The following is a 23,591-nucleotide window of genomic DNA, read 5'->3' on the forward strand; positions in this document are numbered from 1 at the left end:
TTGCGTTCGGCCCAACTTGCGCACCGCCTTCAAACGATTTGCCAACTTTGACCAAAGCCAGACCAAAGGCTGTTTTGGGCAGGCTGTGTTCTTAACGCCAGACTTGGGTCAGGCGTCAGTCACGTACAAGATGGCCGCCATCCACATCCAGAACGGAGCCGGTTAAAAACCTGTTCGTCATCGCCATGATCACGGCTTGCGCGATGTCCTCGGCCTCTCCGACGCGTCCCACAGGCAGGCTGCCACCAACCTGCGCATACATGCCTTCACGTGCCTCTTCCGACATTGCGGCATAGGCTTCGGTTGCGACCATGCCGGGGCTGATGCAATTCACCCGCGCCCGTCCGGACAGCTCCAGCGCCAACCCCTTCGCCAACGCCTCGACCGCGGCATTTACGGCGCCGAGGCCCGTGGCCACGGCGGATGGGCGGCGGCTGAGCACACCGGAAAAGAATGTTATGGAGCCGCCTTTGACCAACACAGGCAACACTTCGCGCGCAGCCAAATAGGGGCCGATAAACTTGGCCTCGAACATGGCACGCAGATCGTCTGTGGGCAGATCGGCGAACGCACCATGCGCAGCGCTTGAGGCTGAGATCACCAGGTGATCCACCGGGCCCAGTACACCAGCCCATGATCTCACGCCGGTCTCATCGGTTGTATCGACCTGTGCGATCTGCACCCCGCCGCCGATCTCGTCTGCCGCCGCATGCAGCTTGGCAGCACTGCGGCTTGCGATTGTGATCTTTGCCCCGAGGGCGGTGGCCATCTTTGCAGTTGCCTTCCCCATACCGCTGCTACCGCCGACAATGACAATGTGCTTGCCTTTCAGGGCGGTTTCGAAAACCGCGCTCATTTCTATGGCTCCTTTTTTGTTGGATTGATCAGTCGATACCCAGCACCAGCTTGCCGGTGGTTTCACCGGCTTCCAGTCGGCGGTGCGCCTCGGCGGCTTGGGCGATGGGCAGGGCGGTGACCTGCGGGCGCAGAATTTCCGTCTCAAGCAGATCAAACACTGTGGCCATATCCGCGCTAAACTGATCGGGGCGATTGACGAAATAGGTGTATATATCGCTGACACGGACCGAGACGGATTTCTAGAAGTGCTTCGCCAAGTCCGTGGCAAAACTGCCTGCGGGCGGACCGGCAACAAACCCGAACAGAACGGCGGTACCCAGAGGCGCCAGCACATCGAGATCTGATTTCAGAGACTCTCCGGAAATCGGGTTCAGTGTCAGGTCCACGCCGCACCCGCCGGTGATTTCCATCACCCGCTCGGTGACGTTCTCAGTGCGATAATCAATGACGTGATCGGCACCTTGATCTTTGGCATACCCAACCTTGTCGGTGCTGGTCGAGGCGATCACCGTCATGCCCAGATGTTTCGCGATCTGTAGGGCCATAGTCCCTACGCCCCCGGCTGCCGCGTGAACCAGCACGGATTTGCCTGCCATTGCGCCACCCAAATTGACCAGCATGTGATAGGCGGTCATCCCGTTGACAGGGATAGCGGCCGCGGTTTCGAAGTCCACCGATTCAGCCAGCCGGGTGACATAGGGCGCTGCGATCACCGAATGGGTCCCGTATCCACCGGCACCAATCGGCCCTATCCATGCCACGCGGTCCCCTACACAGAAGCCTTCGGCTCCCTCACCCAGCGCCTCTACAATTCCGGCCCCCTCGACACCGGGTACATGAGGCAGATCGGGCATCCTTCACTCGGGCATCTCACCGCGACGGATGATCGTGTCGATGAAGTTGACCGCCCCGGCCTTGTTGCGGATCAGGGTTTCCCCGGCATCGGGGGTCGGGGCCGGCCTGTTGGTCTTGCGCAAAACGTTCGGTTTGCCGGTCTGGGTGATATCAATGGCGAAAGGCATGAGCTGTCTCCTTCTGTTGCGCAGAAGGTAGAGGTCACGTCATCGGAAGATAATAGTTGATATCGGAAGATATAATCCCAAAAATAGGATAATGATTTATAACGACCTTGTCCTGTTTACTGTCGTCGCCAACCATCTCAGCTTTTCCAGGGCTGCGGACCGCCTGGGTATACCCCTCAGCCGGGTCAGCCGAAGGATTGCAGAGTTGGAAGGCCATCTGGGCACCAAACTGTTCGAGCGGACAACCCGCCAGGTTCGCCTGACGGAAGAGGGCCGCCGCCTTCTGGATCGATGCCAGGACCCGATTGAGTCGTTGCAGGGTATTGCGGGTTTTACCGACGATACAAGACGCCAGAGCATCCACATTACGGCGCCTCCGTTGGCCGCGCGCACGACCATTGGCCCTCGGCTGTTGGATTTTGCGGAGCAGAATCCGGATGTGGCACTTGAGGTGACCACGACCAACATCATGTTGGATTTCTTTCGCGACAATATCGACCTGGCCTTTCGGGTCGGCCCGTTGACAGATTCCAGCCTTGTCGCGAAACGGCTCTGGTCGGTTCCCTATTGCTTTTGTGCGGGACAGGGCTTCATTCGGGAGCGTGCGTTGGACGGGCCGATATACAGACCGGGCTTTCTTGCTTTGCCCGCCCTGACAGCTGGTCAGCCCTGGGTGCTTGAGAGCGGGGAAACTCTGCAACCGAAGCACACCGCGCACAGTTTAACGGACCTTGATGTCATTGCTCAGGCGGCCCGCCGCAACCTGGGTGTCGCGATGCTGCCTTTGGATATGGTGGACGGAGACCTGCAACGGCTTGAGGTCACGGACACTATCCCTTTGACGCGGGATATGTTCGCAGTCTATCCCAGTCGTCGCCTTTTGCCCGCGCGGGTCAGGAAGCTGATTGATTTTATGGCACCCGGATAAACCTACCAATCAATTGCAACGCCGTCGCGAAAGAACCCTCCGGTCGGGCCGCCTTTCGGCAAGGTCGCGGCCCAGACAACGCCCTTGGCACCCTCAGAAATCGGACGTCCTCCGCCGCCCAAATCTGTTGCAACCCAACCGGGGCACACGGCGTTAACGAGAATGCCCTGAGGTTTCAACGCGGCAGCGGTCTTGAGGGTTAGCGCATTCAAAGCCGCTTTGGAAACGCCGTAACCGGGTGTGCCGGCGGACATGCTGTTCAGCGACCCCGCGCCAGATGAGACGTTGACGATCCGGGCATCCGTGCCGCGTTGCAACAGTGGCACCGCCGCAATCGTGGTATCCCAAGGGCCGAAAAGGTTCGTATCAAACGCGCGGCGAACCCGATCCAGATCGGCGAGGTGGACCTGTTGGTCGGTGTCATAGTCCACACCCGCATTGTTCACCAGAACATCGAGACGACCGTAGATAGGTTCAACCATCAAAAAGAAGGCGGCAGCGACAGAGTCCGGACTTGAGACATCCAATTCCAAGGCTTCCGCCGCATATCCGATTTCATCCGCAGCAGCCTGCCCTTTTGCCAGATCGCGTGCACCCATCAAAACCTTCATCCCGTGGTCTCGGGCCAATTGCCGGGACACTTCTTTACCAATGCCGCGATTGGCTCCCGTCACGAGTGCGATGCGCTGACTGGTCATGTTGCTTCCCTCAATTCGCCTCGGCAGCGCGCTGGCCGGCAAGAGCCACAAGCCCACGATCTCCGGTTTCCCAAAGTGCCGTCATTGTCATCGCAGTAACGACCCAACGGTCGTCTGATGTCTCCAAGATATAGTCATAGCGACCACCCAGCACCCACAAGTCTTTATCAAGGCGATGGGTTGCTGTGAAATCAGCCTGTGCCATGGCGGATGTATCGGACAGAGAGGTGATCGTATGATTGGTCACCATATGATGCGTCGCGTCGAAACCGGGCAAGAAAGCGGACCAACCCGCCACAAGCTCATCAGCGGGTTGCGTGACTGCGTCTCCGCCCCAGAGGCTGGTATAATCCGTCGTGACAGTATCGGAAAACGCGCCGCGCACGCGGGTCCAGTCGTGGCGGTCAGCACCTGCCGCGATGTCGGTGATTGCGGTCGAGATGTCCGCTTGCTGTTCAGCAAAAGCCGCGGTTCCGATCATGGAGACGGCAGCAAGAGTCGATGTGAGTTTTCTACGCATGGGGATGCTCCGAATAGATGAAGGTGGACGCCGAATGACTGCTCGGCGTCCAGACAGGGCTTAGTTGCTCGAACCGGCGCGGAAGTGGTCAGCGACGGTATCGGCCGCGCGGGTGACATCCTCAGGATTGTCGTAGAAGTCGAACTGCGTGACATCCTCCAGCCATTGCGCGGTCGCATCGCCTGTGAAACCGGCAAGGAAGGTTTGAACGCCCTGTGGGATCGCCGCGCTTTCCGAGTGCACAATGGCCAGTGGCTTATCCAATCGCTGCGGATTGTCGGCGGGATGATAGGTCAGCCAGCCTTCCCAGCCTGCATTGTTCCACTTGTCGTCATATTCCGGGATCGCGCCACGGTCGGCCTCATAGTAGTATCCGCCGATCGGCATCAGCACGCCCTCGGCGCCCTCTGGGCCTGCCGCCGGAATGATCTGGCCACCAGCGGCCTCGGCGGCGTGGGACACCTCAATCAGCCCGGCGACACCTTCTGCACCGCCATAGACTGCCTCGACGATCTCTTCATTCTGCAACCATGGTGCAACCAAGCCCAGCCGCTGAACCAGCGGGTTGCCGGAGACCGCATCGACCATGTAGCCAGCCGAGGCGCAGATGCCCAGACCGTTGATGTGATCGGCGTCCACTTCGGGAAGGGTCGCGACGAATGCGATGGCAGCTTTGATGTCCGATGTCTTGGCCTCGGGGTTTTCGATGAAGCGCACGTTGTTCGGCAGATCGCCCGATTTGCCCCAACCGCGGAAATCAAAGGTGAAGGCAGCAAAGCCGCGCTCGGCCATCTCGCGGGCATAGTTGGCGGGCATCTGTTCCTGAACCGAGGTCCAGGCCCCGGTCACGACGACTGTCGGCAGCGGTTCAGATCCGCGCTCTTCCGGAAGGTACAGTGTGCCGGACAGGGTGGCGCCTTCGTTCTCGAATGTAACGGTGCGGGTTTCAACCTGCGCAACGGCGGCCGTCGACGCCATAAGTGCTGCGGCGGTGTTCAAAGCGAGGGTGTTCATAGCGATATCTCCCAAAATCTGTCTGGATGGGCACAAGCCCGATGACACCTGAGATACGCTGTCGACGGCAGGGACACTTGCACCGGACTGCCACGTTTTTGAAAGATTCTGCTTCAGACAGCATTCGCCGCACGAAATGCGCGGGGGGTCTGCCCTACTACCTGTTTGAAACTGCGCGTGAAATGCGCCTGATCTGAGAACCCACAGGCCATGGCGATATCCCCCAGAGGGCGCGCCGGGTCATCCATCATCTTCATCGCCTGTTCAACCCGGTAGGCCATGACATATTGCATGGGTGTCGAGCCCAGCGTCTCCTTGAAAACCCGCGCGAAATGCGAGGGGCTCATGCCCGCCTCGGTCGCCATCTGATCGACGGTGATCGTCTGATCCAAACGGTCCTGCACATAGGTCAGCACCCTTTGATTTTAAAGGGTTTCGACCTCCCAAAAGCTGGAAACGACTTAAAGGGCTATGGGAAGCTCCAATGTAACGCTCGCTCCTTTTTCCACTTGGTTGATTGCAACCACTCCTCCATGGCGTTTTGCCACCGCTGAGACAATTGACAATCCAAGGCCGCTGCCTTCCGAGTACTCTAGCTGCGAAAACCGACTGAATGCTGCTTCGCTTTGGGCGGGTGAAAGACCAGTTCCGTCATCGGCCACAGTAAGATTGACATTTCCTCCGTCACAGAAGAGCACAATTGAAATTCGGCTCAATTTAGCGCCACCATGCTTAACTGCATTGTCCAGCAGGTTTTTGATGGCCTCAGTCAAAAATACCCGATCCCCTGTTACCATGATTGCAGACTCCGGCATCGTGACCTCAAAATCGATCCCATTTGCCAGAATGTGTACGCCCATCTCTGCACAAGCTTCTTCCACGACCAAGCGGAAATCAATCTTTTCCATCTGATCCTGATGCGTAGGTTGCCGCAGCCGTTCCAGTGATAACAGCTGTTCCGCCACAGTGGCCGAGTTCTTTGCTGCTGCCACAAGCTCGACAATGCGTTTGTCCCTGTCTTCATCCGTTTTTGCATCTCGCAGCGCCTCGGCCATGGACTGGACTGCGGCTGCTGGATTTCGCAGTTGATGCGCAGCTTCTGAGATAAACACTTGATGAGCGTTTATACTGTCTTCGACCTGCCCAAACAGCCGGTTCAGGGTCTGAACAATGCCACGGACTTCGGTCGGGACCGGGCGTTTTATCTTGCTGAGGTCGTCGGGCGAACGCAGGTCAATGGCGTCCTGCAAATCCAGCAACGGTCGCAGGCCGCGCGCAACGCCGAACCAGACGACAAAGCCAAGGGTGGCCATTAGGATGCCCATAAGTATAGCTGCTCGGATCGACAATTCGTTGGCAAACGCGTTGCGATCCGCGATGCGTTGCCATGCGGTGACCGTCGCATCTCCTACCAGGTTATCCAGTGTGACCCGTTCGGTCATTTTCAATACGCGCACCGGCTCGTTACGATAGACAGCTTCGAAAAACTGGGGTTGGTAAACGTCCTGTTCTGTCGGGTTTGCCGAGGCAGGTGGATATGCGTAACCGGTTACGTAGATACCGCCGGGTCCGGTCACGTGGTAAAAAATCTCTCCCCCCGATGCATCGCGGATTAAGCTGCGGGTGGTGGGCGATAAAGCATCGCCGTCTGACACCGCCACATCGCGCGAGATCGCCAGACCAGCAGATAACAGGCTGTCGTCAAAAAGCTCTTGCGCCGTTTCCCGGGCAACCGTGTAGCGCCAATATCCAAGCAGAATCGCGAGCAACACCAAGGGTGTCAGGATCAGAATGAACAGCCTAAGCCGGAGCGAACCATGCCTGATCACTTCTGCACCTCAAGCAGATACCCAAGACCGCGGGCTGTCTTGATCCTAATACCAAGGTTCTGAAGGCGTTTGCGCAATCGCGATACATGAGGTTCAACGGCAGAGTCTTCGACATCCGCACCCACGCCATAGACATAGTCAGTCAGCTGGCCCTTGGGGACAATTCTGCCGCGCCGTTCCAGCAGGCATTCAAGCACAGCCATTTCTCGGCGTGGCACGTCAAGCACCTGTCCCTTTACGCTGACCTGCCGCGCGGTGCGGTCAAATTCCAGTTCTCCGATGGTCTCTTGCGAGCCGTAATCCAGTTGCTTGCGACGAGACAGGGCGCGGATGCGCGCCTCGAGCTCGTCCATCTCGAAAGGTTTGACCAGGTAGTCGTCAGCGCCCATATCCAGACCAGACACTCGGTCACTGGTCTCGGTGCGCGCGGTCAGCAGAATAACCGGGGCGCTGTCACCCCGGTTGCGCAACGACCGCAAGATTTCAAGCCCTGACCGACCCGGAAGGTTGATGTCCAGAACGATCAGGTCCGCGCCTTCCTGCTCTAGATACAGATCGGCTGCATCGCCGTCTGTCAGTACATCAGCAGCATGGCCCCGATCCCGCAGGCGATAGGCAATGGCGTTGGCGAGGGTCTCATTATCCTCGACGATGACGATCCGCATTCGGGCTCCTGCAAGTTTCGCGCAAGGTTGGCGCTCCATGATTGCCAGATGGGAGGGGGAATCAACCCCACAGTTCTATTTGCGATCACGGTGGCGCGGAGGGCGCCGACGTGGTTGTCTGGTCAACAGGGAGGAACCAATGGCCATTTCCAACTTCACCCGTCGCGCCGTCGTGGGGCTGATCGCCGCCGCCGGTATCGCAGCACCCGCCGCAGCCGAGGTCGATTTCTCGGGCAAGACCATTGAATGGGTCATCCCGTTCTCGGAAACCGGCGGGTCTGCCAAATGGGCCAACTTCTTTGCGCCGCTTCTGTCCGAGGCGCTGCCGGGTCAACCGACCGTGGTGGTGAAATTTATGCCGGGCGCGGGTTCGACCAAGGGTGCGAACTGGTTTCAGGAGCAAAGCCATGATGACGGTACGCTGCTGTTCGGCACCTCGGGTTCAACTCAATTCCCGTATCTGCTGAACGATCCGCGCGTGCGTTATGAATATAACGACTGGATTCCGGTTATGGCATCGGGAACCGGTGGCGTCGCCTATCTGAACGCTGAGGATGGCGCAAAGTTTGATGGCTCCGCAAACGCGCTGAAAGACACCAACTTCATCTACGGCTCGCAGGGCGCGACCCGGCTGGATCTGGTCCCGCTGCTGGCGTGGCAGATGTTGGGTATGAATGTTGAGCCTGTCTTTGGCATCAAAGGCCGTGGAGACGGACGCCTGATGTTCGAACGTGGAGAGGCCAACATCGATTATCAAACCTCCTCGGGCTATCTGGGCGGTTCGGCGCCGCTGGTCGAGGCTGGTCAGGCCGTGCCGATGATGACATGGGGTGCCTTGGATGCAGACGGCAACATCGTGCGCGATCCGACTTTCCCGGATATCCCGACTTTCAAAGAGGTCTGCGAGGCGACCGATGGCTGTGAAACCAGCGGTGAAGCATGGGACGCATGGAAAGCCTTCTTCGTGGCGGGCTTCCCGGTTCAGAAACTGGCCTTCTTGCCCGGTGACACGCCACAAGAGGTCGTCGATGCCTACACCGCGGCGTTCCAAGCTGTAACCGAGCGTGGTGACTTTGCAGACATTTCGTCCAAACGCGTAGGCAAGTATCCGGTGTTCGTCGGCGACGGCTCAAAAGCTGCGCTGCAAACCGCGACCAATGTGGATGACAATGCCAAGCAATATGTCCTGAACTGGCTGAAGGAAGCCTATGGTGTCGAGTTGAACTAAGCCGACACGTCGTCGCGCGCCCAACGAAGGGCGCGCGCTTTTCTACATACAAGACAATTTATGAAAGGCGGCCGCTATGGAGGTTTTCGCCACCGCTCTACCTGCGCTTGGTGATGCGTGGGGTCTGATCCTGCAACCCATCGTTCTGGGCTATCTCGTGCTCGGCGTCGTTATGGGGCTGGCCGTGGGTGTTTTCCCGGGGCTTGGAGGAATTGCTGGCCTGTCGCTCTTGCTCCCTTTCATGTTCGGCATGGACCCGATCCTGGGTCTGGCCCTGATGATCGGGATGGTGGCGGTGGTTCCGACCTCTGACACTTTCGCATCGGTCCTGATGGGCATCCCCGGCAGTTCGGCGTCGCAGGCCACAGTGCTGGATGGCTTCCCCATGGCCAAAAAGGGCGAGGCCGCGCGGGCGCTGTCGGCGGCCTTTTCCTCGTCCCTGTTCGGCGGGCTGGTCGGCGCGACCTTTCTGACCATTTTCATTCTGATCGCGCGCCCAATCGTTCTGGCCTTTGGACTGCCCGAGATGCTGATGATCACTATTCTCGGTCTGTCGATGGTCGCCATTTTGGCAGGACGCATCCCACTGAAAGGCGTCGCTGCCGCTGGATTAGGCCTGATGGTCGGCACAATTGGCGAGGCCGATGCCGGTGGATCGCTTCGGATGGCGACCTATGACATTCCCTATCTTACCGATGGCTTGAAACTTGTCATTGTCGGTTTGGGTATTTTTGCGGTGCCCGAAATCGTCTCGCTGCTGCGGCAGGATCGGTCGATTGCGAAAGGCGCCTCGATAGGTGCTGGATGGCTGGACGGCGTCAAAGACTGGTTTGCGAATATCTGGCTGTCGGTCCGCTGTTCGATCATCGGGGTCGTCGTCGGCGTCATTCCGGGCCTCGGCGGTTCGGTCGTTGACTGGATCGCTTATGGTCATTCGGTTCAAACCACCAAGGACAAAAGTAATTTCGGCAAAGGCGAAGTGCGCGGGGTCATCGGCCCGGAAAGCTCGAACAACGCTAAGGAAGGCGGCGGTCTGGTGCCGACGCTTCTGTTCGGAATTCCAGGCTCGGGCTCGATGGCAATCTTCATTGGTGCGGTTGCGTTGCTGGGGTCGGGGGATATCGAAGTCGGTCCGAGCATGCTTCAGGACAATCTCGACATCACCTATTCGATCGTCTGGCTGTTGGCGCTGGCCAACGTGGTAGGCACCATCCTGTGCATCGCGGCCTCGGGCGGGATCGCCAAGCTGACCACGATCCGCTTTACCTATCTGGCGCCGTTCCTGTTCATGTTGATCAGCTTTGCAGCCTTCCAATCCGGTCAGAACTTCGAAGACCTGCTGGCCTTGTTTGTGATTGGTTTGATCGGCATCTTCCTGCGACGGTTCGACTGGTCGCGCCCAGCTTTCCTGATCGGCTTTGTTCTGTCGAACCCGGTCGAAAAGTTCACCAATCAGGCCTTCCAGATTGCATCGTTCCGTTTCCGAAAGAGCTTTGGCGAAGGGATGGAATATGTCTTCAGCCCCATCGTCATTGTCTTGATCGTCGTCACGGTTGCCTCGGTTATTCTGGGCATCCGGCAAGCCAAGATGATCATGGCCGAGGGTGAGGTCCAGGCAGGTACAAAGCGTGCGCCATTGGTCTTTCTACTGGTGATCATGGCCTATCTGATCGTGGCTTTGGTCAATGCTAACATGATCCCTGACTACAACATGACCGACAAAATCATCCCCCTGGTGATCGGCTGCATCTCTTTGTTCTGCTGCGTGATCCTGCTGATCCAGATGATGCGGCGGCCCGAGGGCGACGCGATCTTTGCAGACAAGGAAATTGCGGGTGAGGACGCCAGTGCCCCCCATGGTTTGTGGTCCACGCTGGCGTGGTTCGCCGGTCTCATCGCGGCGACATGGGTGGTGGGGTTCATCCTTGCATTGCTGGGTTTCCTGATGGCGTTTTTCCGCATTCGGGCGGGGGCCAGCTGGCAGATGGCGCTGATCCTGACCGCCTGCGGTATCGGCTTTATGTGCCTGATGGCGGGTGCTCTGAACCGCGATTTCCCACCTGGACTGTTACAGGACATGGTCAGCTTGCCCTGGCCATTGAAATGAGCAGCCCGATGACATCGCTCGGCCTGTGTACCGGGCCGGGCAGAAGAAACACCACTCAGTCTTGGCCAGGGGGCACCCGATGACCCAAACAGCAATCCCATATGTATTCATGCGGGGCGGAACCTCTCGGGGCCCGTATTTCCGCCGCTCGGATCTGCCCGAGGATCTGGACACTTTGGCCAAAGTGCTGATCGCTGCCCTCGGGGCCGGGCAATCGCTGAACATTGATGGTATCGGCGGTGGCGCGGCGGTCACGACCAAGGTCGCGATGCTGTCGGTCAGCGAGGATGACTGGGCCGATATCGACTATTTCTTCGCGCAGGTTGCGGTCGAGGATAAGTTGGTCGACTTCAAACCAACTTGCGGCAACATCCTGTCCGGTGTCGCCCCCGCTGCAATCGAAATGGGGTTGTTTGATCCCCAAGGCGATGAAACCGAAATCCGTATCCGGGCGGTCAACACCGGGGCCCGTGTAGTGGCCCGGATTCAGACACCCGGGGGAAGGCTGACCTATGAGGGTGATACAGGTATTGCCGGGGTGCCCGGCCAGTCTGCACCGGTGCAGCTGAGTTTTATGGGGGTGGTTGGGTCAGCAACCGGTGCTTTCCTGCCCACCGGCAACCTGCGTGACACAGTACAGGGGATCGAACTGACTTGCATGGACGTCGCCATGCCAATGGCCATTGCCTGCGCCGCAGATTTCGGACTTACGGGTTATGAAAGCGCCGAGGATCTCGACGCCAACCGCGCCTTTTTTGACCGGATGGAAGCCGTTCGGATCGAAGCCGGTGAACGGATGGGGATGGGGGATGTGTCCAAATCCGTGACCCCCAAATTCGGCCTTGTAGCTCCTGCCAAAGCGGGCGGAACGCTTGCGGTGCGGTATTTTATGCCGTGGAAGACCCACCCGACCATGGCGGTTACCGGTGCGCAGTGCATGGCGTCCTGCGCTTTGACGCCCGGCACGGTCGCAGACGGTTTGCTGGATCGCCCGACGACAAGCCCGGCTGAAGTCATATTGGAACATGCCTCGGGCACGATCGACGTATTGGTGGATTTCACCACTGAGAATGGGTTCACTGTAAACGCAGCAGGCTTGGTTCGTACCGCGCGCAAGTTGGCAGACGGCCATGTGTACGTTCCACAATCCGTGTGGAAAGGGAGTTGATTAGGCACTTTCAAATTGGTATACCTTTGTATACAAACGAGAGAGGTTACGATGGACGACTACTCGGAATGCCTCGATATCGCGCGTCAGGAGCTCCGGTTGGCGCAAGCTGCCTTGCGGCGGGATATGGCCGAATACCCCACGCCAATCGCGGGGTGCGACGAGCAGTTTAATCATCTGTTGGACCAAAGCGAACGCGTCCGAAACGCGCTGGCAGCACTTGACGTGCAGCATTTTGTGCAGACACCCAGAAAACTGACCACCGAGCAGAGTATAGAAAGCCGATGAAAGTACACATTCTGGACGATTGGTTCGACACGCTGCGTGGGCTGCCATGTTTCGAGAGGCTCAACGATCATGAAGTGACGGTGTGGACGGATCATGTCGAGGATCTTGACATCTTGGCCAAGCGTTTGCAGGAGGCTCAAGTGCTGGTGCTGTTCCGCGAGCGGACCAAAGTCACGCGTGCCTTGCTGGAAAAGTTGCCGAATTTGCAGCTGATCAGCCAGCGCAGCGTCTATCCCCATGTTGATGTGCCGGCCTGTACAGATCAGGGTGTTTTACTGTGTTCGAATATGCATAGCGGTACGCCGTCTTACGCTGCGGCGGAACTCACATGGGCGCTGATCATGGCTGGGATGCGGGATTTGCCCGCTCAGATGGCCTCGGTCAAGGCAGGGCACTGGCAGGCAGGGGTAGGCAAGACGCTACGCGGTCGTCAATTGGGGCTCTATGGTTACGGCCGTATCGCGCGTGCGGTTGCGGGTTATGCCGAGGCGTTCGGAATGAATGTCGTTTGGTGGTCGTCCGATGAAGGTCGGTCGCGTGCGCAAGCGGATGGCGCTAGGGTCGCGCCGAGCCGCGAGGCGTTTTTTGCCGATAGTGATGTTGTTTCGATCCATGTGCGCCTGAAACCGGACACGCGTGCGATCATTACCGCATCGGATTTTGCGCAGATGCAGCCCGGGGCGATCTTCGTGAACACTTCACGGGCCGGGCTGATTGCTCCGGGCGCTTTGCTTGAAGCGCTCAACGCCGGTCGCCCCGGCAAAGCCGCGATTGATGTATTCGATTCCGAGCCACTGACTGACGCGACCGATCCTTTGCTGGCACATCCCAACCTGCTCGCGACGCCGCATATTGGTTTTGTGACCGAGGATGAGTTCGACCTGCAATTTGCCGATATCTTCGATCAGGTAAATGCGTACGCTGACGGCGCGCCGATCCACATGATCAACCCCGAGGTTTGGACCACCGTAGAATAAGATTGGCGGCGATGGGCGCGCCGATGATCACCAGCACAATCCTTGTCAGATGGTGAGTGATCACAAAGCCCAGGTCCGCGCCTGAAACGATGGCCAGAACGGTCATCTCGGCCTGCCCGCCGGGCGCGAAGGCCAGAAACGCCTCGACCGGCTTGCCAAGCCCTAACGTGGTGACAACAGCAGTGAAGGCCGCCGCCAACACGGCCAGGACAACCACATAGGCGCAACCCGCTGCCACGACCTTGCGCAATTCCACCCAGGTGACACCGACAAACTTCACTCCGATTCCGCAACCGATGAAGAATTGCGCGGCCAGGATGGCCTCGCGCGGGGGGCGGGTATGGATGAAGTCCCCAAGTGACAAAGCAGCTGTCAGGATCATCGGTCCCAGGATCGACGCGCCGAAGAGACCGATGCGCTCGCCGCCCTTCCAGCCGATAAAGGCGGCCAACACCATCAGGGCCAGTTCGTGAACCGGCAGGGCGTGTGCGGGTTCACCGATTGGGTTGGTCAATTCAGCGCCATAGAAAACAGTCAGAAATAGCGGGGCCAACGTCACTATGATCAGCACGCGTGTGCCGTGGATCAGCGACAACGTGCGCGGATTGGCACCCGCCTCGGATCCGAAGATGATCATGTCCTGCAACCCGCCGGGCATGGCAGCATAAAAAGCGGTTGTAGTATCGAAGCCCCAAACCTTGCGGAAGAATGGCACTCCGACCAGTGCGATCAGCAGGATAAAGAACGGAACCAGCGCAATCGACGCGGCCATTTTCGGCAATTCGGCAAACAGGGCCGGAGTGATCGATGCTCCCACGGCAACGCCCAGGATAGTGCGCGCCGCCACCGAGACCTGCCCGAATCCCTCCATCGGCGCATGCGCCAGGGCTGCAATCAGACAGGCGCTCATTGGGCCGAACAGGAAGGGCAGGGGCAAGTTCATTAACCAGAATGCTCCGGTGCCCAACACTGCAAGCGCGAAGGTCACTGCACGTTTTTTCGCTGAGGAGGGTGCGTTGATCTGGGTGGACAAAATGTAGATTCCGGTGCGGTTGACTTAATGTGTATCCAAATGTATACAAGTGGACGCAATAACACAAGTGAGCGCGTGATGACCCTGCAGGACGACCCGTTACAGCCAGGCCCACAAGGCAATTCCGCCTATCAGCGCCTGCTGGATGAGATTCGCGAAGGTAGCCTGCCGCCCGGCGAACGCCTGCGCGAGATAGAGTTGTCCGAGAGGTTGGGAGTTAGCCGCACGCCTGTGCGCGAAGCGATCCGACAGCTGGAAGCGGATGGCTTGGTAACACATATCCCCCGTCAAGGCGCGACGGTACGCAGCCTGGATTACGCCGAAGTGATGGAGCTCTATGAGATGCGCGCTGTGCTCGAGGGAACTGCGGCCCGTCTGGCGGCAAGGGCGGCGTCCGATGTCGAACTGGATGAGCTGGATGTGCTGAATGACCGGCTGGCCGAGGCAGGCACCGGTCCGGAGGCCGCGCGGATCAATCGGATTTTCCATGCGACGCTTCTGGATGCGGCCAAGAACCGGTTTCTGGCTAAATCCATGTTGTCTTTACAAAAGGCGTTGCTGATCCTGGGTCCGTCGCAATTGCTGGACGGCGACCGAGCCGAGGTCGCAGTAGCCGAACATCGCCTTATCATGGCCGCCTTGAAAGCCCGGGATGGCGCGGCGGCTGAGAAAGAGATGCGCGCTCATATCCACGCAGCACAACGCATGCGCATTCGCGCCTTGCAGGAGCGCGACCGAACAACGGACCAAACTCAATAGGCGGAAACCACATGGCCACCCAAAAGGAAGCCTACGATATCGCTGTGATTGGCGGAGGTAACGCCGCCTTGTGCGCTGCGATGACCGCCGCCGAAGCAGGCGCGCGCGTTCTTATCCTCGAAGCGGCGCCAAAACCCTATCGTGGCGGAAACTCTCGCCACACCCGAAACTTTCGCTGTATGCATTCCAGCCCGTTGGGCCCGCTGGTCGAGGAATACAGCGAAGACGAATACCTGTCAGATCTGCTCAAGGTTACCGGGGGCAAAACCGACAAAGATCTGGCGCGCCTCGCAATTCGCACGTCTGAGGAATGTCTTCCCTGGATGGAGGAGCACGGGGTTCGGTTCCAGCCCTCTTTGTCGGGGACGCTATCGCTGGCGCGGACGAATGCGTTCTTTATGGGCGGCGGTAAATCGCTGGTAAATGCCTATTACCGGACAGCAGCGAAGCTGGGCGTCGAAGTCCTGTACGAAGCCGCCGTCACGCATCTCGAATTGAACGGAGACCGGATTGAGTGGGTAGACTTCACCTGCGAAGGCCAATCCCATCGCATAACACCCAAGGCGGTCATCGTCGCATCGGGCGGCTTTCAGGCTGACACCGATTGGCTGACGCGTGCGTGGGGACCTGCGGCACGCAACTTCCTGATCCGGGGCACGCCCTATAACCGGGGTGTCGTGCTGGCCGATCTTCTGGATCAAGGCGTTGAGAGCGTCGGAGACCCGACCCAATGCCACGCCGTTGCCGTCGACGGGCGTGCTCCGAAATTCGATGGCGGCATCGTCACCCGCCTGGACTGCGTTCCATTCTCAATTGTTGTCAACAAAGATGCCGAGCGGTTCTATGACGAGGGCGAGGACGTCTGGCCAAAGCGTTACGCGATCTGGGGTCGCTTGGTCGCAGCCCAGCCGGATCAGGTGGGCTATGTGATCATTGATGCCAAATCGCTGAATCTGTTCATGCCGTCGGTTTTTCCGCCGTTAAAGGCGGACACGCTCGAGGAACTGGCCAAAGCGATGGGCCTGCCCGCCGATAAGCTGGCCACGACCGTCGCAGAATTCAATGCCGCCTGCGGTGACACAAGTGGCTTTCATCCAACAGAATTGGACGGAGTTTCAACTACCGGCCTGACCCCACCCAAAACCAATTGGGCGCGCCCGATCACCGAACCTCCTTACTATGGCTACTCGCTGCGCACCGGTGTGACCTTCACCTATCTGGGGCTCAAGGTGGATGAATCTGCGCAATGTTCAATGGCAAACGGCAAAATCCAGAACCTCTGGGCGGCAGGCGAAACCATGGCTGGGTCGATTTTGGGGCAGGGTTATCTGGCCGGGTTCGGCATGACCATCGGAACCGTCTTCGGGCGCATTGCAGGACGAGAGGCCGCTTCTTATGCGAACTGAACTGATACAGGAAGCCCGCCGTCAGGCTGAGATCTGCAATGCCTGCCGGTATTGCGAAGGCTATTGCTCGGTCTTTCCGTCGCTTCACGCTGAACGCGCATTCTCGGACGGCGATATCACGCAATTGGCCAATCTCTGCCATAACTGCAGAGGATGTTACTATGCCTGCCAATACACGGCGCCGCATGAGTTCGACCTCAACCTGCCGAAGGCTCTGGCCGAGGTCCGGCGCGACAGTTGGGAAAGCTTCGCCTGGCCGCAACCTCTGGCGCGCTGCTTCCATAGCCATGGCGGGGCGATCGCTCTGGCTCTGGTCGTTGGCTTCGCGCTTATTTTTTGGGCCATTCGCGCGATCGGCTCGACCGGAGGCGAAGGCTTCTACTCTGTCCTCTCTCACAATGCGATGGTGTTGATTTTTGCTCCGGCATTCCTTCTGCCGTTGTTCAGCATTGGCATCAGCTTGCGGCGCTATTGGCACGCAGTTGGAGGCCAGCCGATCCAACTGGGCGACTTGAAAGCCGCGCTAAGTCGAACGGCCAAAATGCAGGACCTGGCTGCTGGCCACGGGGAGGGTTGCAATTTCGAGGACGAAGACCGTTTTAGCCAGTCCCGCCGCCACGTGCATCATGCGATCATGTACGGGTTTCTGCTGTGTTTTGCTTCGACTTCGGTGGCGACGATCATGCATTACGGGTTCGATCTGCACGCACCTTACGGGTTCTGGTCATTGCCGAAGCTGTTTGGAGTCACAGGGGGCGTTTTGCTCACTGCTGGCTGCTACATGATGGTCCGGCTGAAACAGAAGTCAGACCGCAATCTCGGCGATGTTTCAGCTTGGGGCGGAGAAATCGGATTTATATTACTGCTTGGGTTTGTAGCGTTGAGCGGGCTTGTTCTTTACGCTTTCGGTTCATCCGCAGTAATGCCTGCACTGCTTGCCGTCCATCTGGGGTCGGTCCTCGCGTTCTTCCTTCTTACGCCTTACACAAAAATGGCGCACGGTTTCTATCGGCTTGCTGCCCTTGTCAGGGATGCGCAACGAAAAAGAGATGTGTCGGTGGTCCGCTAGCAGCCCGCATTTTCTGAGTGAGGCGAAGGAAAACGCATTTATTATCGAAGGACGCGGTGTCGCGGGTGGCAGCCAACGTCCCGAAGGGTTCGCGTGAATATTTCTCAGCGGCACTGAAAGATACCGCCACGAAAGGTGCGGAATTGATGGAAAAGCTTGGAGTCGCGCGTGGTAAAATCTGTGCGCCAATCGAAAACAGAATGACGAAAAATCTATGAATTAGGTGCCTCTGAACGGCAGAGCCGATGGCAGGTGTCGACAGATTGGCATCTTCGTTCTGAGCGTTAATTCCTTTCTGGAATCATTAACCCCCCCTTCTTCACTAAAAGGTCGACAATTGCTCCGACCCCTTTTTTGTGACGAAGGGACGTGAACAAAAAGGGCCGTCCATTGCGCATTCTGGCTGCATCTCTATCCATGACCTCCAGTGAAGCGCCAACATGCGGCGCCAGATCGGTCTTGTTTATGACCAGGATGTCGGATTTTGTTATTGCCGGTCCGCCTTTTCGCGGGATTTCCTCTCCAGCGGCGACGTCGATCACATAGATTGTAAGGTCTGCGAGTTCCGGGCTGAAAGTAGCCGACAGATTGTCGCCACCGCTTTCGATCAGAACGATATCAAGATCTGGATGGCGTTCCCGCATTTCAGCGACAGCTGCAAGGTTTATCGATGCATCCTCGCGGATTGCTGTATGTGGGCAACCGCCCGTTTCGACGCCGATAATCCGATCTTGGGGAAGGACCTGCATGCGCACCAGCGCTTCGGCATCCTCCTGCGTATAAATGTCATTGGTGATGACGCCCACTGAACAAGAATCGCGCAGGGCTTCAGACAAGGCAGCGGTCAATGTGGTCTTTCCGGCTCCAACCGGACCACCGATGCCAACGCGAAGAGGGCCGTTCATACTGCTCATGTTCGGAATATCCTTGAATACTGTATTTCGTGTCTCATCGACGCGATGTCCGTCAGGAACGCAGTCGAACTCAATTCTTCCAAACCTGCCAATTGCGCCTTTTCGGCGATATGAGCACATTGCGGTGTCAAATTACGGATCAGTTTCTGAGCGTCGGTTTGCCCCAAAGGTACAAGGCGCGTTGCGCAAGCGACCAAGTTGCTTGCGAATGCTTGTAGATACATCTTCGTCGTCAGTAGTAGGGGGAGGTTTTGCAGACGCGCGGCGTGGCCCACCGACACTGGGTAGGAAAGCTGTTGGATGTCTAAATCCCAGACGTCTCCTGTGACGGTCCCGAATGCCTGCCCCAGCAATTCGGTTTCCATTTTTCTTTCCGATGATGCGCAGATCACCCGTGCCTTGGTATCAACGCTGATAAGCTCATCATTATCCTGCGCGTTGTAAGCGGACACTACGAACAGAGCGTCATTCCATCCCGACCCATGTTCCAGCACATCAGAAATCCAGGCTTCGGCGTCTTGTGAACTGGCGACCGCCCCCTCGTCAATTGCGGCTTCCAGCCCATGAGAATATGCAAAGCCTCCCACAGGATATGCCGGAGACAACCACTGGGTCAGAGTCAGGATATCGGCGTCAGTGGGCGTGGCCATGTGTCCTGCCGTGGCCGTAGGCCCCGCCTTCAGGGGTGAACGGTTCGTGCACCTCACGTACTGTGGCCCCGATTTTCAACAGCATGTCTCGGATCACATGATCGACCTGGATCAACAGACGATCCTTTTCGATCTGGCAGGGCGTGTGGCGATTGCCGATATGCCATGCGATACGTGTCAGATTCGGAGCCGAGACTTCCAGCAAGGCTTCGGGCGCGGCTTGGATTTCAACCGCGCGCCCATCGTCCAGGATCAGCGCGCCACCGTGATCCAGTGAGGTTGTCTGAGCCAGGTCGACCAGAATCTGTTCGCCGCTTTCGCATGTTAAAACCTTTCGGCGCAAAAACCGATCGTCATAGGTCAACGACAGGCAATCGGCAGTGTCGTCGTACATGTGATCCGAGTAACGGCGTGCGGTGCAGAGCAGGGCGGTCATACCGTCGCCTCCTCTGGAGCAGAAATGGTCAGAGCCAGATCGAATCCGAAAACACCCGATGCACGATCCGTTCGCGTGATAGGCCCCGTTTTTTCAACTCTTCGTCGCTGAGCGATTGCAGGAATTCGACTTGCCGCACGCGCGATTGAGCTTCGGCCACACTGATCAGAGCCCCGTAGATTGATGATCCGATGGACGCGATCAGACCGGGCAGCGAAAAGCCTGCGTGTGATTGTGTTGCTGAGTGTGCCATTTGGACCCTCGTAAACGTTGGTCCTCCCTTGAGCATTAATATCTGTCATATCGGCCTCACGTTGAAGTGGGTGTTTGGTCATTTCTGCCTTGCGCACGGTGCAATGCAGCATAATTTTTAGTCAGAACATAAAGTATCGCTGTGCCATCGGCAGCACTTCGGCCGGTTGGCAGGTCAGCAATTCACCGTCTGCCCGGACCTCATAGGTTTCCGGATCAACTTCGACATGCGGCGTCGCGTTGTTGAGCAAAAGATCCTGTTTGCCAATCTCTCGTGTGTTTTGGACAGCGACAGTCTGCTTCGCCAAGCCCAGTGTATCGCCAATCCTGTCGGCCTGTGCGGCCTCAGAGACAAATGTGATTGCCGAATGCTCGACCGAGCGGCCATAGGCCCCGAACATCGGGCGGCTATAGACTGGTTGCGGTGTGGGGATCGACGCGTTTGGGTCACCCATTTGGGCACAAGCAATCGTACCGCCCAGCAAAACCATCTCGGGTTTCACACCAAAAAAGGCAGGGTTCCATAGAACAAGATCAGCACGTTTGCCTTCTTCGATACTGCCAATCTCGCGGCTCAGGCCATGAGCAATGGCCGGGTTGATCGTGTATTTGGCGATATAGCGTCTGACGCGCAGGTTGTCGTTTTCGCCTGTTTCCTCGGGAAGGCGCCCGCGCTGTTTCTTCATTTTGTCGGCGGTTTGCCACGTCCGGATCAACACTTCGCCCACGCGGCCCATAGCCTGACTGTCGGACGCAATGATGCTGAACGCGCCCATGTCGTGCAGGATATCTTCAGCCGCGATGGTCTCACGCCGGATGCGGCTTTCAGCAAAAGCCACGTCCTCGGGAATGGATTTGTCGAGGTGATGGCAGACCATCAGCATGTCCAGATGTTCCTCGACCGTGTTCACCGTAAAAGGCCGCGTGGGGTTGGTAGAGGAGGGCAGGACATGGTCCTCTCCGCAGATTTTGATGATATCTGGTGCGTGGCCGCCGCCCGCGCCTTCAGTGTGGAAAGCGTGGATAGTCCGACCCTTTATCGCGGCAACCGTATTTTCAACAAACCCGGATTCGTTGAGCGTGTCAGTGTGGATCATCACCTGAACGTCCATAGCGTCAGCGACCGAAAGGCAGCAATCGATGGCCGCCGGGGTTGTACCCCAATCCTCGTGCAGTTTCAGGGCACAAGCCCCGGCTTTGACCTGCTCCTCCAAAGCAGCTGGAAGCGAAGCATTTCCCTTGCCTGCAAAAGCAAGATTCATGGGAAAAGCATCCGCCGCCTGCAACATCCGGCCAATATGCCACGGGCCCGGGGTACATGTGGTCGCCAGAGTGCCATGTGCCGGGCCGGTGCCACCGCCAAGCATGGTCGTCAGGCCAGAATGCAGCGCGTCCTCGATTTGTTGCGGGCAGATGAAGTGAATATGGCTGTCGAACCCGCCAGCCGTCAGGATGCGACCTTCGCCCGCGATGGCCTCTGTGCCGGGACCGATGATGATGTCTACGCCGGGTTGCGTATCTGGATTTCCGGCCTTGCCGATCTTGGCGATGCGCCCGTCCTTCAGACCGACATCCGCCTTGTAGATACCCGAGTGATCCACGATCAGAGCATTGGTGATCACAGTGTCCACGGCACCTTCGGCACGCGTGGCCTGAGACTGCCCCATCCCATCTCGAATGACTTTGCCGCCACCGAACTTGACCTCTTCACCATAGACATCTTCGCGGTGGCCGGTTTCACTAAAACGCGCAGTTGTTGCGCGCTCCACGATAAGGTCTTTTTCTACCTCGATGATCAGATCGGTATCTGCCAATCGTACTTTGTCGCCGACCGTTGGGCCGAACATGGAGGCATAGTCACTCCGACTGATCTTGCCCGGCATCTTTCAGAGCCCCCATGATATGCATATTGAAACCGTAAATGTGCCGGCGCCCTTCAAATGGCACCAGTATAACTTCGCGAGTTTGGCCTGGCTCAAATCGCACCGCGGTACCCGCCGGGATGTCCAGCCGCATACCCAAAGCTGCATACCGATCAAAATCCAGGGCCGAGTTTGCTTCGGAAAAATGGTAGTGGCTGCCGACCTGTATTGGTCGATCGCCGGTATTGGCGACAATAACAAGACGGCTGCTGCGTCCCGCGTTCAGCGTCAGTGAGCCTTCGGCAGGTATAATCTCACCCGGAATCATTTCGGCAGCTTCAAAATTACGGTTATGGCGATGACCCCAATCAAAGCCAACCCAACTGCAAGCGCGGTGTAATCGCTGCCATGGGCGTGAATATGGGTATCCGAATGGGCCGTGGCCGGACCAGCCAGAATGAGAGCGGGAAACAGCATGCGGATCATGGGTGACTCCTTTGGAAATTAGCGAATGGGGTTGTGGACAGTCACAAGTTTTGTGCCATCCGGGAAAGTGGCTTCGACCTGCACCTCGTGGATCATCTCGGGCACGCCTTCCATGCAGTGTTCCCGAGAGATCACTTCAGCCCCTGCTTGCATCATATCGGCGACCGAACGACCATCGCGCGCGCCTTCGACCACGGCATCGGTAATCAACGCAATGGCCTCGGGGTGATTCAGCTTGACGCCACGCGCCAGCCGTTTGCGAGCGACCTCGGCGGCCATGGCCACCAGTAGTTTGTCTTTTTCACGAGGGGTCAGGTTCATGTCAGAGCATCCAGCATCGGGGCAATGTGTCGTTGTTCAGCCGGCGCAGAACCGGCATCAATGTGCGGCGCAGTGCAAAGCTGTCGCCGGCCAGAATGCGAATGACCAGTAGGTCTTTCCGGATCAGAGTTGCCCCGGCGGCGTCCGGTAGCAATTCCCTGACAGGTTCCAGATGACCTTCGGCGGAACTCGACATTAAGACGATCAGGGCCATCGCCCCTGCGTCGTTTGCAATATGCCGCTTAGCCAAGTGAGTGTGCCAATCACCAGCGAACCTAATCGCATCGAGAAACACCGGCGTTCCTTCGCGCCAAATCTCGATCTGATCGCGCAAGCGGATTTCAGTCAACGTTTCACCCATGGCGATGCGTCCAAAAACAAGCGGTTCCACCATCAGCATGTCGGCATCCGGTGACAGGTCGATCCTGAGGCGCCGGTCTAACGCACTGCCATTGTACAGAATGGTCTCTTGTGGCAACCAGTTCAGCCGGGCTCCAGCCTCTACCGTCAAATGATTTGTAACCTGGCCCCATTCTTTGGGCGGGGCCTTGTAAGCGCGCTCGCAAGCTTGCGTTGTCAAGGTCAGCGCTGTGCCTTTTGCTGCCTTGCAAGAAAACCGAAAGGAATCTCCTCCTGTCACTCCGCCAGCCGAGTTTAGCAGAACCGCATCAAGTTCAGGTGTCGTGGTTCTGGGGAATAGGCATTTGAAAGACCCAGATTGGCGAAACTTGTTCAGCACGGTCCTGTTGCCCAATTGCTTGGTGCTTAAGCTGACGGTGCCTGCTGCGCGCGGTGGTACTGCGCTGTGCGCGGGTAATATGGTTGCAACTTGTGTAATAGGGCACCTACAGCGCTTCGTTTTGCTGCTACCTGTTTCTCTGTTGAAGTATCGGAACACTAACTTGCAGCGTCGGAATCTGCTTAATTTCACATCATGTGATTAAATTTTAGACAGCAACCATTGGCTTGGATGAAAAAATATGCGCATCTCGCCGATTTCCCAAATTGGGTTAAAGGTAACTTGGGGAGGCTTCGTTTTCCTGAAGGATGGGCGGAAAGCTGAACTCAGCTATCCGCACGATTGCCACAGTGCGTCTTCCC

At 57.7% G+C, this 23,591-nt stretch carries 27 protein-coding genes and 1 pseudogene; 9 read left to right on the plus strand and 19 right to left on the minus strand.

Features of this window, described 5'->3' with window-relative positions:
• Positions 1 to 115: 115 nt before the first annotated feature.
• The 3 genes and pseudogenes from GS620_RS09075 to GS620_RS09090 all read right to left on the minus strand — a co-directional run bounded on the left by GS620_RS09075 (position 116) and on the right by GS620_RS09090 (position 1,880).
• Positions 116 to 856, minus strand: coding sequence for an SDR family oxidoreductase (locus GS620_RS09075; RefSeq protein WP_171615416.1), 741 nt, complete (start codon positions 854 to 856; stop codon positions 116 to 118).
• 28 nt (positions 857 to 884) lie between these two features.
• Positions 885 to 1,712 (minus strand): annotated as a pseudogene (locus GS620_RS22275) (zinc-binding alcohol dehydrogenase family protein).
• A 3-nt stretch (positions 1,713 to 1,715) separates the two neighbouring features.
• Positions 1,716 to 1,880 carry a hypothetical protein gene (locus GS620_RS09090; protein ID WP_171615422.1) on the minus strand — a complete coding sequence of 55 codons (165 nt, stop codon included), beginning with the start codon at positions 1,878 to 1,880 and terminating at the stop codon, positions 1,716 to 1,718.
• Positions 1,881 to 1,971: 91 nt separating this feature from the next.
• Between GS620_RS09090 and GS620_RS09095 the strand changes: the two genes are divergently transcribed.
• Positions 1,972 to 2,808, plus strand: coding sequence for a LysR family transcriptional regulator (locus tag GS620_RS09095; protein ID WP_171615424.1), 837 nt, complete (start codon positions 1,972 to 1,974; stop codon positions 2,806 to 2,808).
• Positions 2,809 to 2,810: 2 nt separating this feature from the next.
• Here the strand turns inward: GS620_RS09095 and GS620_RS09100 are convergent, their stop codons facing one another.
• The 6 genes from GS620_RS09100 to GS620_RS09125 form a co-directional block, all read right to left on the minus strand.
• Positions 2,811 to 3,506, minus strand: coding sequence for an SDR family oxidoreductase (locus GS620_RS09100; RefSeq protein WP_171615426.1), 696 nt, complete (start codon positions 3,504 to 3,506; stop codon positions 2,811 to 2,813).
• A 10-nt stretch (positions 3,507 to 3,516) separates the two neighbouring features.
• The gene (locus tag GS620_RS09105) at positions 3,517 to 4,026 is read right to left on the minus strand and encodes a nuclear transport factor 2 family protein (protein ID WP_171615428.1); all 510 of its coding nucleotides are present in this window, start codon (positions 4,024 to 4,026) and stop codon (positions 3,517 to 3,519) included.
• 60 nt (positions 4,027 to 4,086) lie between these two features.
• Positions 4,087 to 5,040 carry an alpha/beta hydrolase gene (locus GS620_RS09110; RefSeq protein ID WP_171615430.1) on the minus strand — a complete coding sequence of 318 codons (954 nt, stop codon included), beginning with the start codon at positions 5,038 to 5,040 and terminating at the stop codon, positions 4,087 to 4,089.
• Positions 5,041 to 5,153: 113 nt separating this feature from the next.
• On the minus strand, positions 5,154 to 5,456 hold the full coding sequence (locus GS620_RS09115) for a helix-turn-helix domain-containing protein (RefSeq protein ID WP_371809792.1): 303 nt from the start codon (positions 5,454 to 5,456) through the stop codon (positions 5,154 to 5,156).
• A 45-nt stretch (positions 5,457 to 5,501) separates the two neighbouring features.
• Positions 5,502 to 6,812 carry a sensor histidine kinase gene (locus GS620_RS09120; RefSeq protein WP_371809797.1) on the minus strand — a complete coding sequence of 437 codons (1,311 nt, stop codon included), beginning with the start codon at positions 6,810 to 6,812 and terminating at the stop codon, positions 5,502 to 5,504.
• A 53-nt stretch (positions 6,813 to 6,865) separates the two neighbouring features.
• Positions 6,866 to 7,534 carry a response regulator transcription factor gene (locus GS620_RS09125; RefSeq protein ID WP_171118947.1) on the minus strand — a complete coding sequence of 223 codons (669 nt, stop codon included), beginning with the start codon at positions 7,532 to 7,534 and terminating at the stop codon, positions 6,866 to 6,868.
• A 139-nt stretch (positions 7,535 to 7,673) separates the two neighbouring features.
• Here GS620_RS09125 and GS620_RS09130 point away from each other — a divergent pair, with 139 nt between their 5' ends.
• From GS620_RS09130 to GS620_RS09150, 5 genes are all read left to right on the plus strand, one after another.
• Positions 7,674 to 8,762 (plus strand): tricarboxylate transporter, encoded by a 1,089-nt coding sequence (locus tag GS620_RS09130; protein ID WP_171118945.1) that lies wholly within the window; start codon positions 7,674 to 7,676, stop codon positions 8,760 to 8,762.
• A gap of 76 nt (positions 8,763 to 8,838) precedes the next feature.
• The gene (locus GS620_RS09135; protein ID WP_171615432.1) at positions 8,839 to 10,869 is read left to right on the plus strand and encodes a tripartite tricarboxylate transporter permease; all 2,031 of its coding nucleotides are present in this window, start codon (positions 8,839 to 8,841) and stop codon (positions 10,867 to 10,869) included.
• 79 nt (positions 10,870 to 10,948) lie between these two features.
• On the plus strand, positions 10,949 to 12,037 hold the full coding sequence (locus GS620_RS09140) for a 4-oxalomesaconate tautomerase (RefSeq protein WP_171615434.1): 1,089 nt from the start codon (positions 10,949 to 10,951) through the stop codon (positions 12,035 to 12,037).
• Positions 12,038 to 12,088: 51 nt separating this feature from the next.
• A complete protein-coding gene (locus tag GS620_RS09145; protein ID WP_171615436.1) occupies positions 12,089 to 12,325 on the plus strand; it encodes a hypothetical protein in 237 nt (78 codons plus the stop codon).
• On the plus strand, positions 12,322 to 13,302 hold the full coding sequence (locus tag GS620_RS09150) for a D-2-hydroxyacid dehydrogenase family protein (RefSeq protein ID WP_171118936.1): 981 nt from the start codon (positions 12,322 to 12,324) through the stop codon (positions 13,300 to 13,302). Before GS620_RS09145 ends, GS620_RS09150 begins: the two co-directional genes overlap by 4 nt.
• Here GS620_RS09150 and GS620_RS09155 read toward each other — a convergent pair.
• Positions 13,271 to 14,245 (minus strand): AbrB family transcriptional regulator, encoded by a 975-nt coding sequence (locus GS620_RS09155; RefSeq protein ID WP_253284204.1) that lies wholly within the window; start codon positions 14,243 to 14,245, stop codon positions 13,271 to 13,273. The genes GS620_RS09150 and GS620_RS09155 overlap by 32 nt on opposite strands.
• A 168-nt stretch (positions 14,246 to 14,413) precedes the next feature.
• On the opposite strand from GS620_RS09155, the gene GS620_RS09160 reads away from it, so the two are divergent.
• The 3 genes from GS620_RS09160 to tcuB are packed head-to-tail and all read left to right on the plus strand — an operon-like array spanning position 14,414 to position 17,569.
• A complete protein-coding gene (locus GS620_RS09160) occupies positions 14,414 to 15,094 on the plus strand; it encodes a GntR family transcriptional regulator (RefSeq protein WP_171118934.1) in 681 nt (226 codons plus the stop codon).
• Between the two features lie 11 nt (positions 15,095 to 15,105).
• Entirely contained in the window at positions 15,106 to 16,500 is a 1,395-nt protein-coding gene (gene tcuA / locus GS620_RS09165) for an FAD-dependent tricarballylate dehydrogenase TcuA (protein WP_171615438.1), read from the plus strand.
• The gene (tcuB, locus tag GS620_RS09170; protein WP_171615440.1) at positions 16,490 to 17,569 is read left to right on the plus strand and encodes a tricarballylate utilization 4Fe-4S protein TcuB; all 1,080 of its coding nucleotides are present in this window, start codon (positions 16,490 to 16,492) and stop codon (positions 17,567 to 17,569) included. The genes tcuA and tcuB overlap by 11 nt, the downstream gene beginning before the upstream one ends.
• 284 nt (positions 17,570 to 17,853) lie before the next feature.
• On the opposite strand, the gene ureG is transcribed toward tcuB, so the two are convergent.
• The 9 genes from ureG to GS620_RS09215 all read right to left on the minus strand — a co-directional run bounded on the left by ureG (position 17,854) and on the right by GS620_RS09215 (position 23,421).
• Positions 17,854 to 18,483 (minus strand): urease accessory protein UreG, encoded by a 630-nt coding sequence (ureG, locus tag GS620_RS09175; RefSeq protein ID WP_171615442.1) that lies wholly within the window; start codon positions 18,481 to 18,483, stop codon positions 17,854 to 17,856.
• Positions 18,480 to 19,133: an urease accessory protein UreF gene (locus GS620_RS09180; RefSeq protein WP_171615444.1), complete on the minus strand. Its 654-nt coding sequence runs from the start codon at positions 19,131 to 19,133 to the stop codon at positions 18,480 to 18,482. The genes ureG and GS620_RS09180 overlap by 4 nt, the downstream gene beginning before the upstream one ends.
• On the minus strand, positions 19,117 to 19,569 hold the full coding sequence (gene ureE, locus GS620_RS09185) for an urease accessory protein UreE (protein WP_171615446.1): 453 nt from the start codon (positions 19,567 to 19,569) through the stop codon (positions 19,117 to 19,119). Before ureE ends, GS620_RS09180 begins: the two co-directional genes overlap by 17 nt.
• Before the next feature lie 28 nt (positions 19,570 to 19,597).
• Positions 19,598 to 19,822 (minus strand): DUF1127 domain-containing protein, encoded by a 225-nt coding sequence (locus GS620_RS09190; protein ID WP_171118922.1) that lies wholly within the window; start codon positions 19,820 to 19,822, stop codon positions 19,598 to 19,600.
• A 121-nt stretch (positions 19,823 to 19,943) separates the two neighbouring features.
• Complete coding sequence (gene ureC / locus GS620_RS09195) at positions 19,944 to 21,704, minus strand: urease subunit alpha (RefSeq protein WP_171363984.1); 1,761 nt, start codon at positions 21,702 to 21,704, stop codon at positions 19,944 to 19,946.
• Positions 21,679 to 22,011, minus strand: a complete 333-nt coding sequence (locus tag GS620_RS09200) for an urease subunit beta (RefSeq protein WP_171229060.1) — start codon at positions 22,009 to 22,011, stop codon at positions 21,679 to 21,681. The genes ureC and GS620_RS09200 overlap by 26 nt, the downstream gene beginning before the upstream one ends.
• Positions 22,008 to 22,169 (minus strand): hypothetical protein, encoded by a 162-nt coding sequence (locus GS620_RS09205; protein ID WP_171169025.1) that lies wholly within the window; start codon positions 22,167 to 22,169, stop codon positions 22,008 to 22,010. Before GS620_RS09205 ends, GS620_RS09200 begins: the two co-directional genes overlap by 4 nt.
• Before the next feature lie 18 nt (positions 22,170 to 22,187).
• Positions 22,188 to 22,490: an urease subunit gamma gene (locus tag GS620_RS09210; RefSeq protein WP_152459090.1), complete on the minus strand. Its 303-nt coding sequence runs from the start codon at positions 22,488 to 22,490 to the stop codon at positions 22,188 to 22,190.
• 1 nt (position 22,491) lies between these two features.
• Positions 22,492 to 23,421: an urease accessory protein UreD gene (locus GS620_RS09215; protein ID WP_371809793.1), complete on the minus strand. Its 930-nt coding sequence runs from the start codon at positions 23,419 to 23,421 to the stop codon at positions 22,492 to 22,494.
• Between the last annotated feature and the right edge of the window lie 170 nt (positions 23,422 to 23,591).

Source organism: Ruegeria sp. HKCCD6428, from assembly GCF_013110595.1.
Lineage (GTDB): Bacteria > Pseudomonadota > Alphaproteobacteria > Rhodobacterales > Rhodobacteraceae > Ruegeria.

Coding starts and splice junctions, on each gene's coding strand:
- tcuB (WP_171615440.1), top strand. CDS start 16,490: ATGCGAACTGAACTGATACAGGAAGCCCGCCGTCAGGCTGAGATCTGC.
- GS620_RS09075 (WP_171615416.1), bottom strand. CDS start 856: ATGAGCGCGGTTTTCGAAACCGCCCTGAAAGGCAAGCACATTGTCATT.
- GS620_RS09130 (WP_171118945.1), top strand. CDS start 7,674: ATGGCCATTTCCAACTTCACCCGTCGCGCCGTCGTGGGGCTGATCGCC.
- GS620_RS09155 (WP_253284204.1), bottom strand. CDS start 14,245: ATGAACTTGCCCCTGCCCTTCCTGTTCGGCCCAATGAGCGCCTGTCTG.
- GS620_RS09125 (WP_171118947.1), bottom strand. CDS start 7,534: ATGCGGATCGTCATCGTCGAGGATAATGAGACCCTCGCCAACGCCATT.
- tcuA (WP_171615438.1), top strand. CDS start 15,106: ATGGCCACCCAAAAGGAAGCCTACGATATCGCTGTGATTGGCGGAGGT.
- GS620_RS09140 (WP_171615434.1), top strand. CDS start 10,949: ATGACCCAAACAGCAATCCCATATGTATTCATGCGGGGCGGAACCTCT.
- GS620_RS09135 (WP_171615432.1), top strand. CDS start 8,839: ATGGAGGTTTTCGCCACCGCTCTACCTGCGCTTGGTGATGCGTGGGGT.
- ureG (WP_171615442.1), bottom strand. CDS start 18,483: ATGAGCAGTATGAACGGCCCTCTTCGCGTTGGCATCGGTGGTCCGGTT.
- GS620_RS09160 (WP_171118934.1), top strand. CDS start 14,414: ATGACCCTGCAGGACGACCCGTTACAGCCAGGCCCACAAGGCAATTCC.
- ureC (WP_171363984.1), bottom strand. CDS start 21,704: ATGCCGGGCAAGATCAGTCGGAGTGACTATGCCTCCATGTTCGGCCCA.
- GS620_RS09095 (WP_171615424.1), top strand. CDS start 1,972: ATGATTTATAACGACCTTGTCCTGTTTACTGTCGTCGCCAACCATCTC.
- GS620_RS09090 (WP_171615422.1), bottom strand. CDS start 1,880: ATGCCTTTCGCCATTGATATCACCCAGACCGGCAAACCGAACGTTTTG.
- ureE (WP_171615446.1), bottom strand. CDS start 19,569: ATGACCGCCCTGCTCTGCACCGCACGCCGTTACTCGGATCACATGTAC.
- GS620_RS09180 (WP_171615444.1), bottom strand. CDS start 19,133: ATGGCCACGCCCACTGACGCCGATATCCTGACTCTGACCCAGTGGTTG.
- GS620_RS09100 (WP_171615426.1), bottom strand. CDS start 3,506: ATGACCAGTCAGCGCATCGCACTCGTGACGGGAGCCAATCGCGGCATT.
- GS620_RS09200 (WP_171229060.1), bottom strand. CDS start 22,011: ATGATTCCGGGTGAGATTATACCTGCCGAAGGCTCACTGACGCTGAAC.
- GS620_RS09190 (WP_171118922.1), bottom strand. CDS start 19,822: ATGGCACACTCAGCAACACAATCACACGCAGGCTTTTCGCTGCCCGGT.
- GS620_RS09145 (WP_171615436.1), top strand. CDS start 12,089: ATGGACGACTACTCGGAATGCCTCGATATCGCGCGTCAGGAGCTCCGG.
- GS620_RS09150 (WP_171118936.1), top strand. CDS start 12,322: ATGAAAGTACACATTCTGGACGATTGGTTCGACACGCTGCGTGGGCTG.
- GS620_RS09210 (WP_152459090.1), bottom strand. CDS start 22,490: ATGAACCTGACCCCTCGTGAAAAAGACAAACTACTGGTGGCCATGGCC.
- GS620_RS09205 (WP_171169025.1), bottom strand. CDS start 22,169: ATGATCCGCATGCTGTTTCCCGCTCTCATTCTGGCTGGTCCGGCCACG.
- GS620_RS09105 (WP_171615428.1), bottom strand. CDS start 4,026: ATGCGTAGAAAACTCACATCGACTCTTGCTGCCGTCTCCATGATCGGA.
- GS620_RS09110 (WP_171615430.1), bottom strand. CDS start 5,040: ATGAACACCCTCGCTTTGAACACCGCCGCAGCACTTATGGCGTCGACG.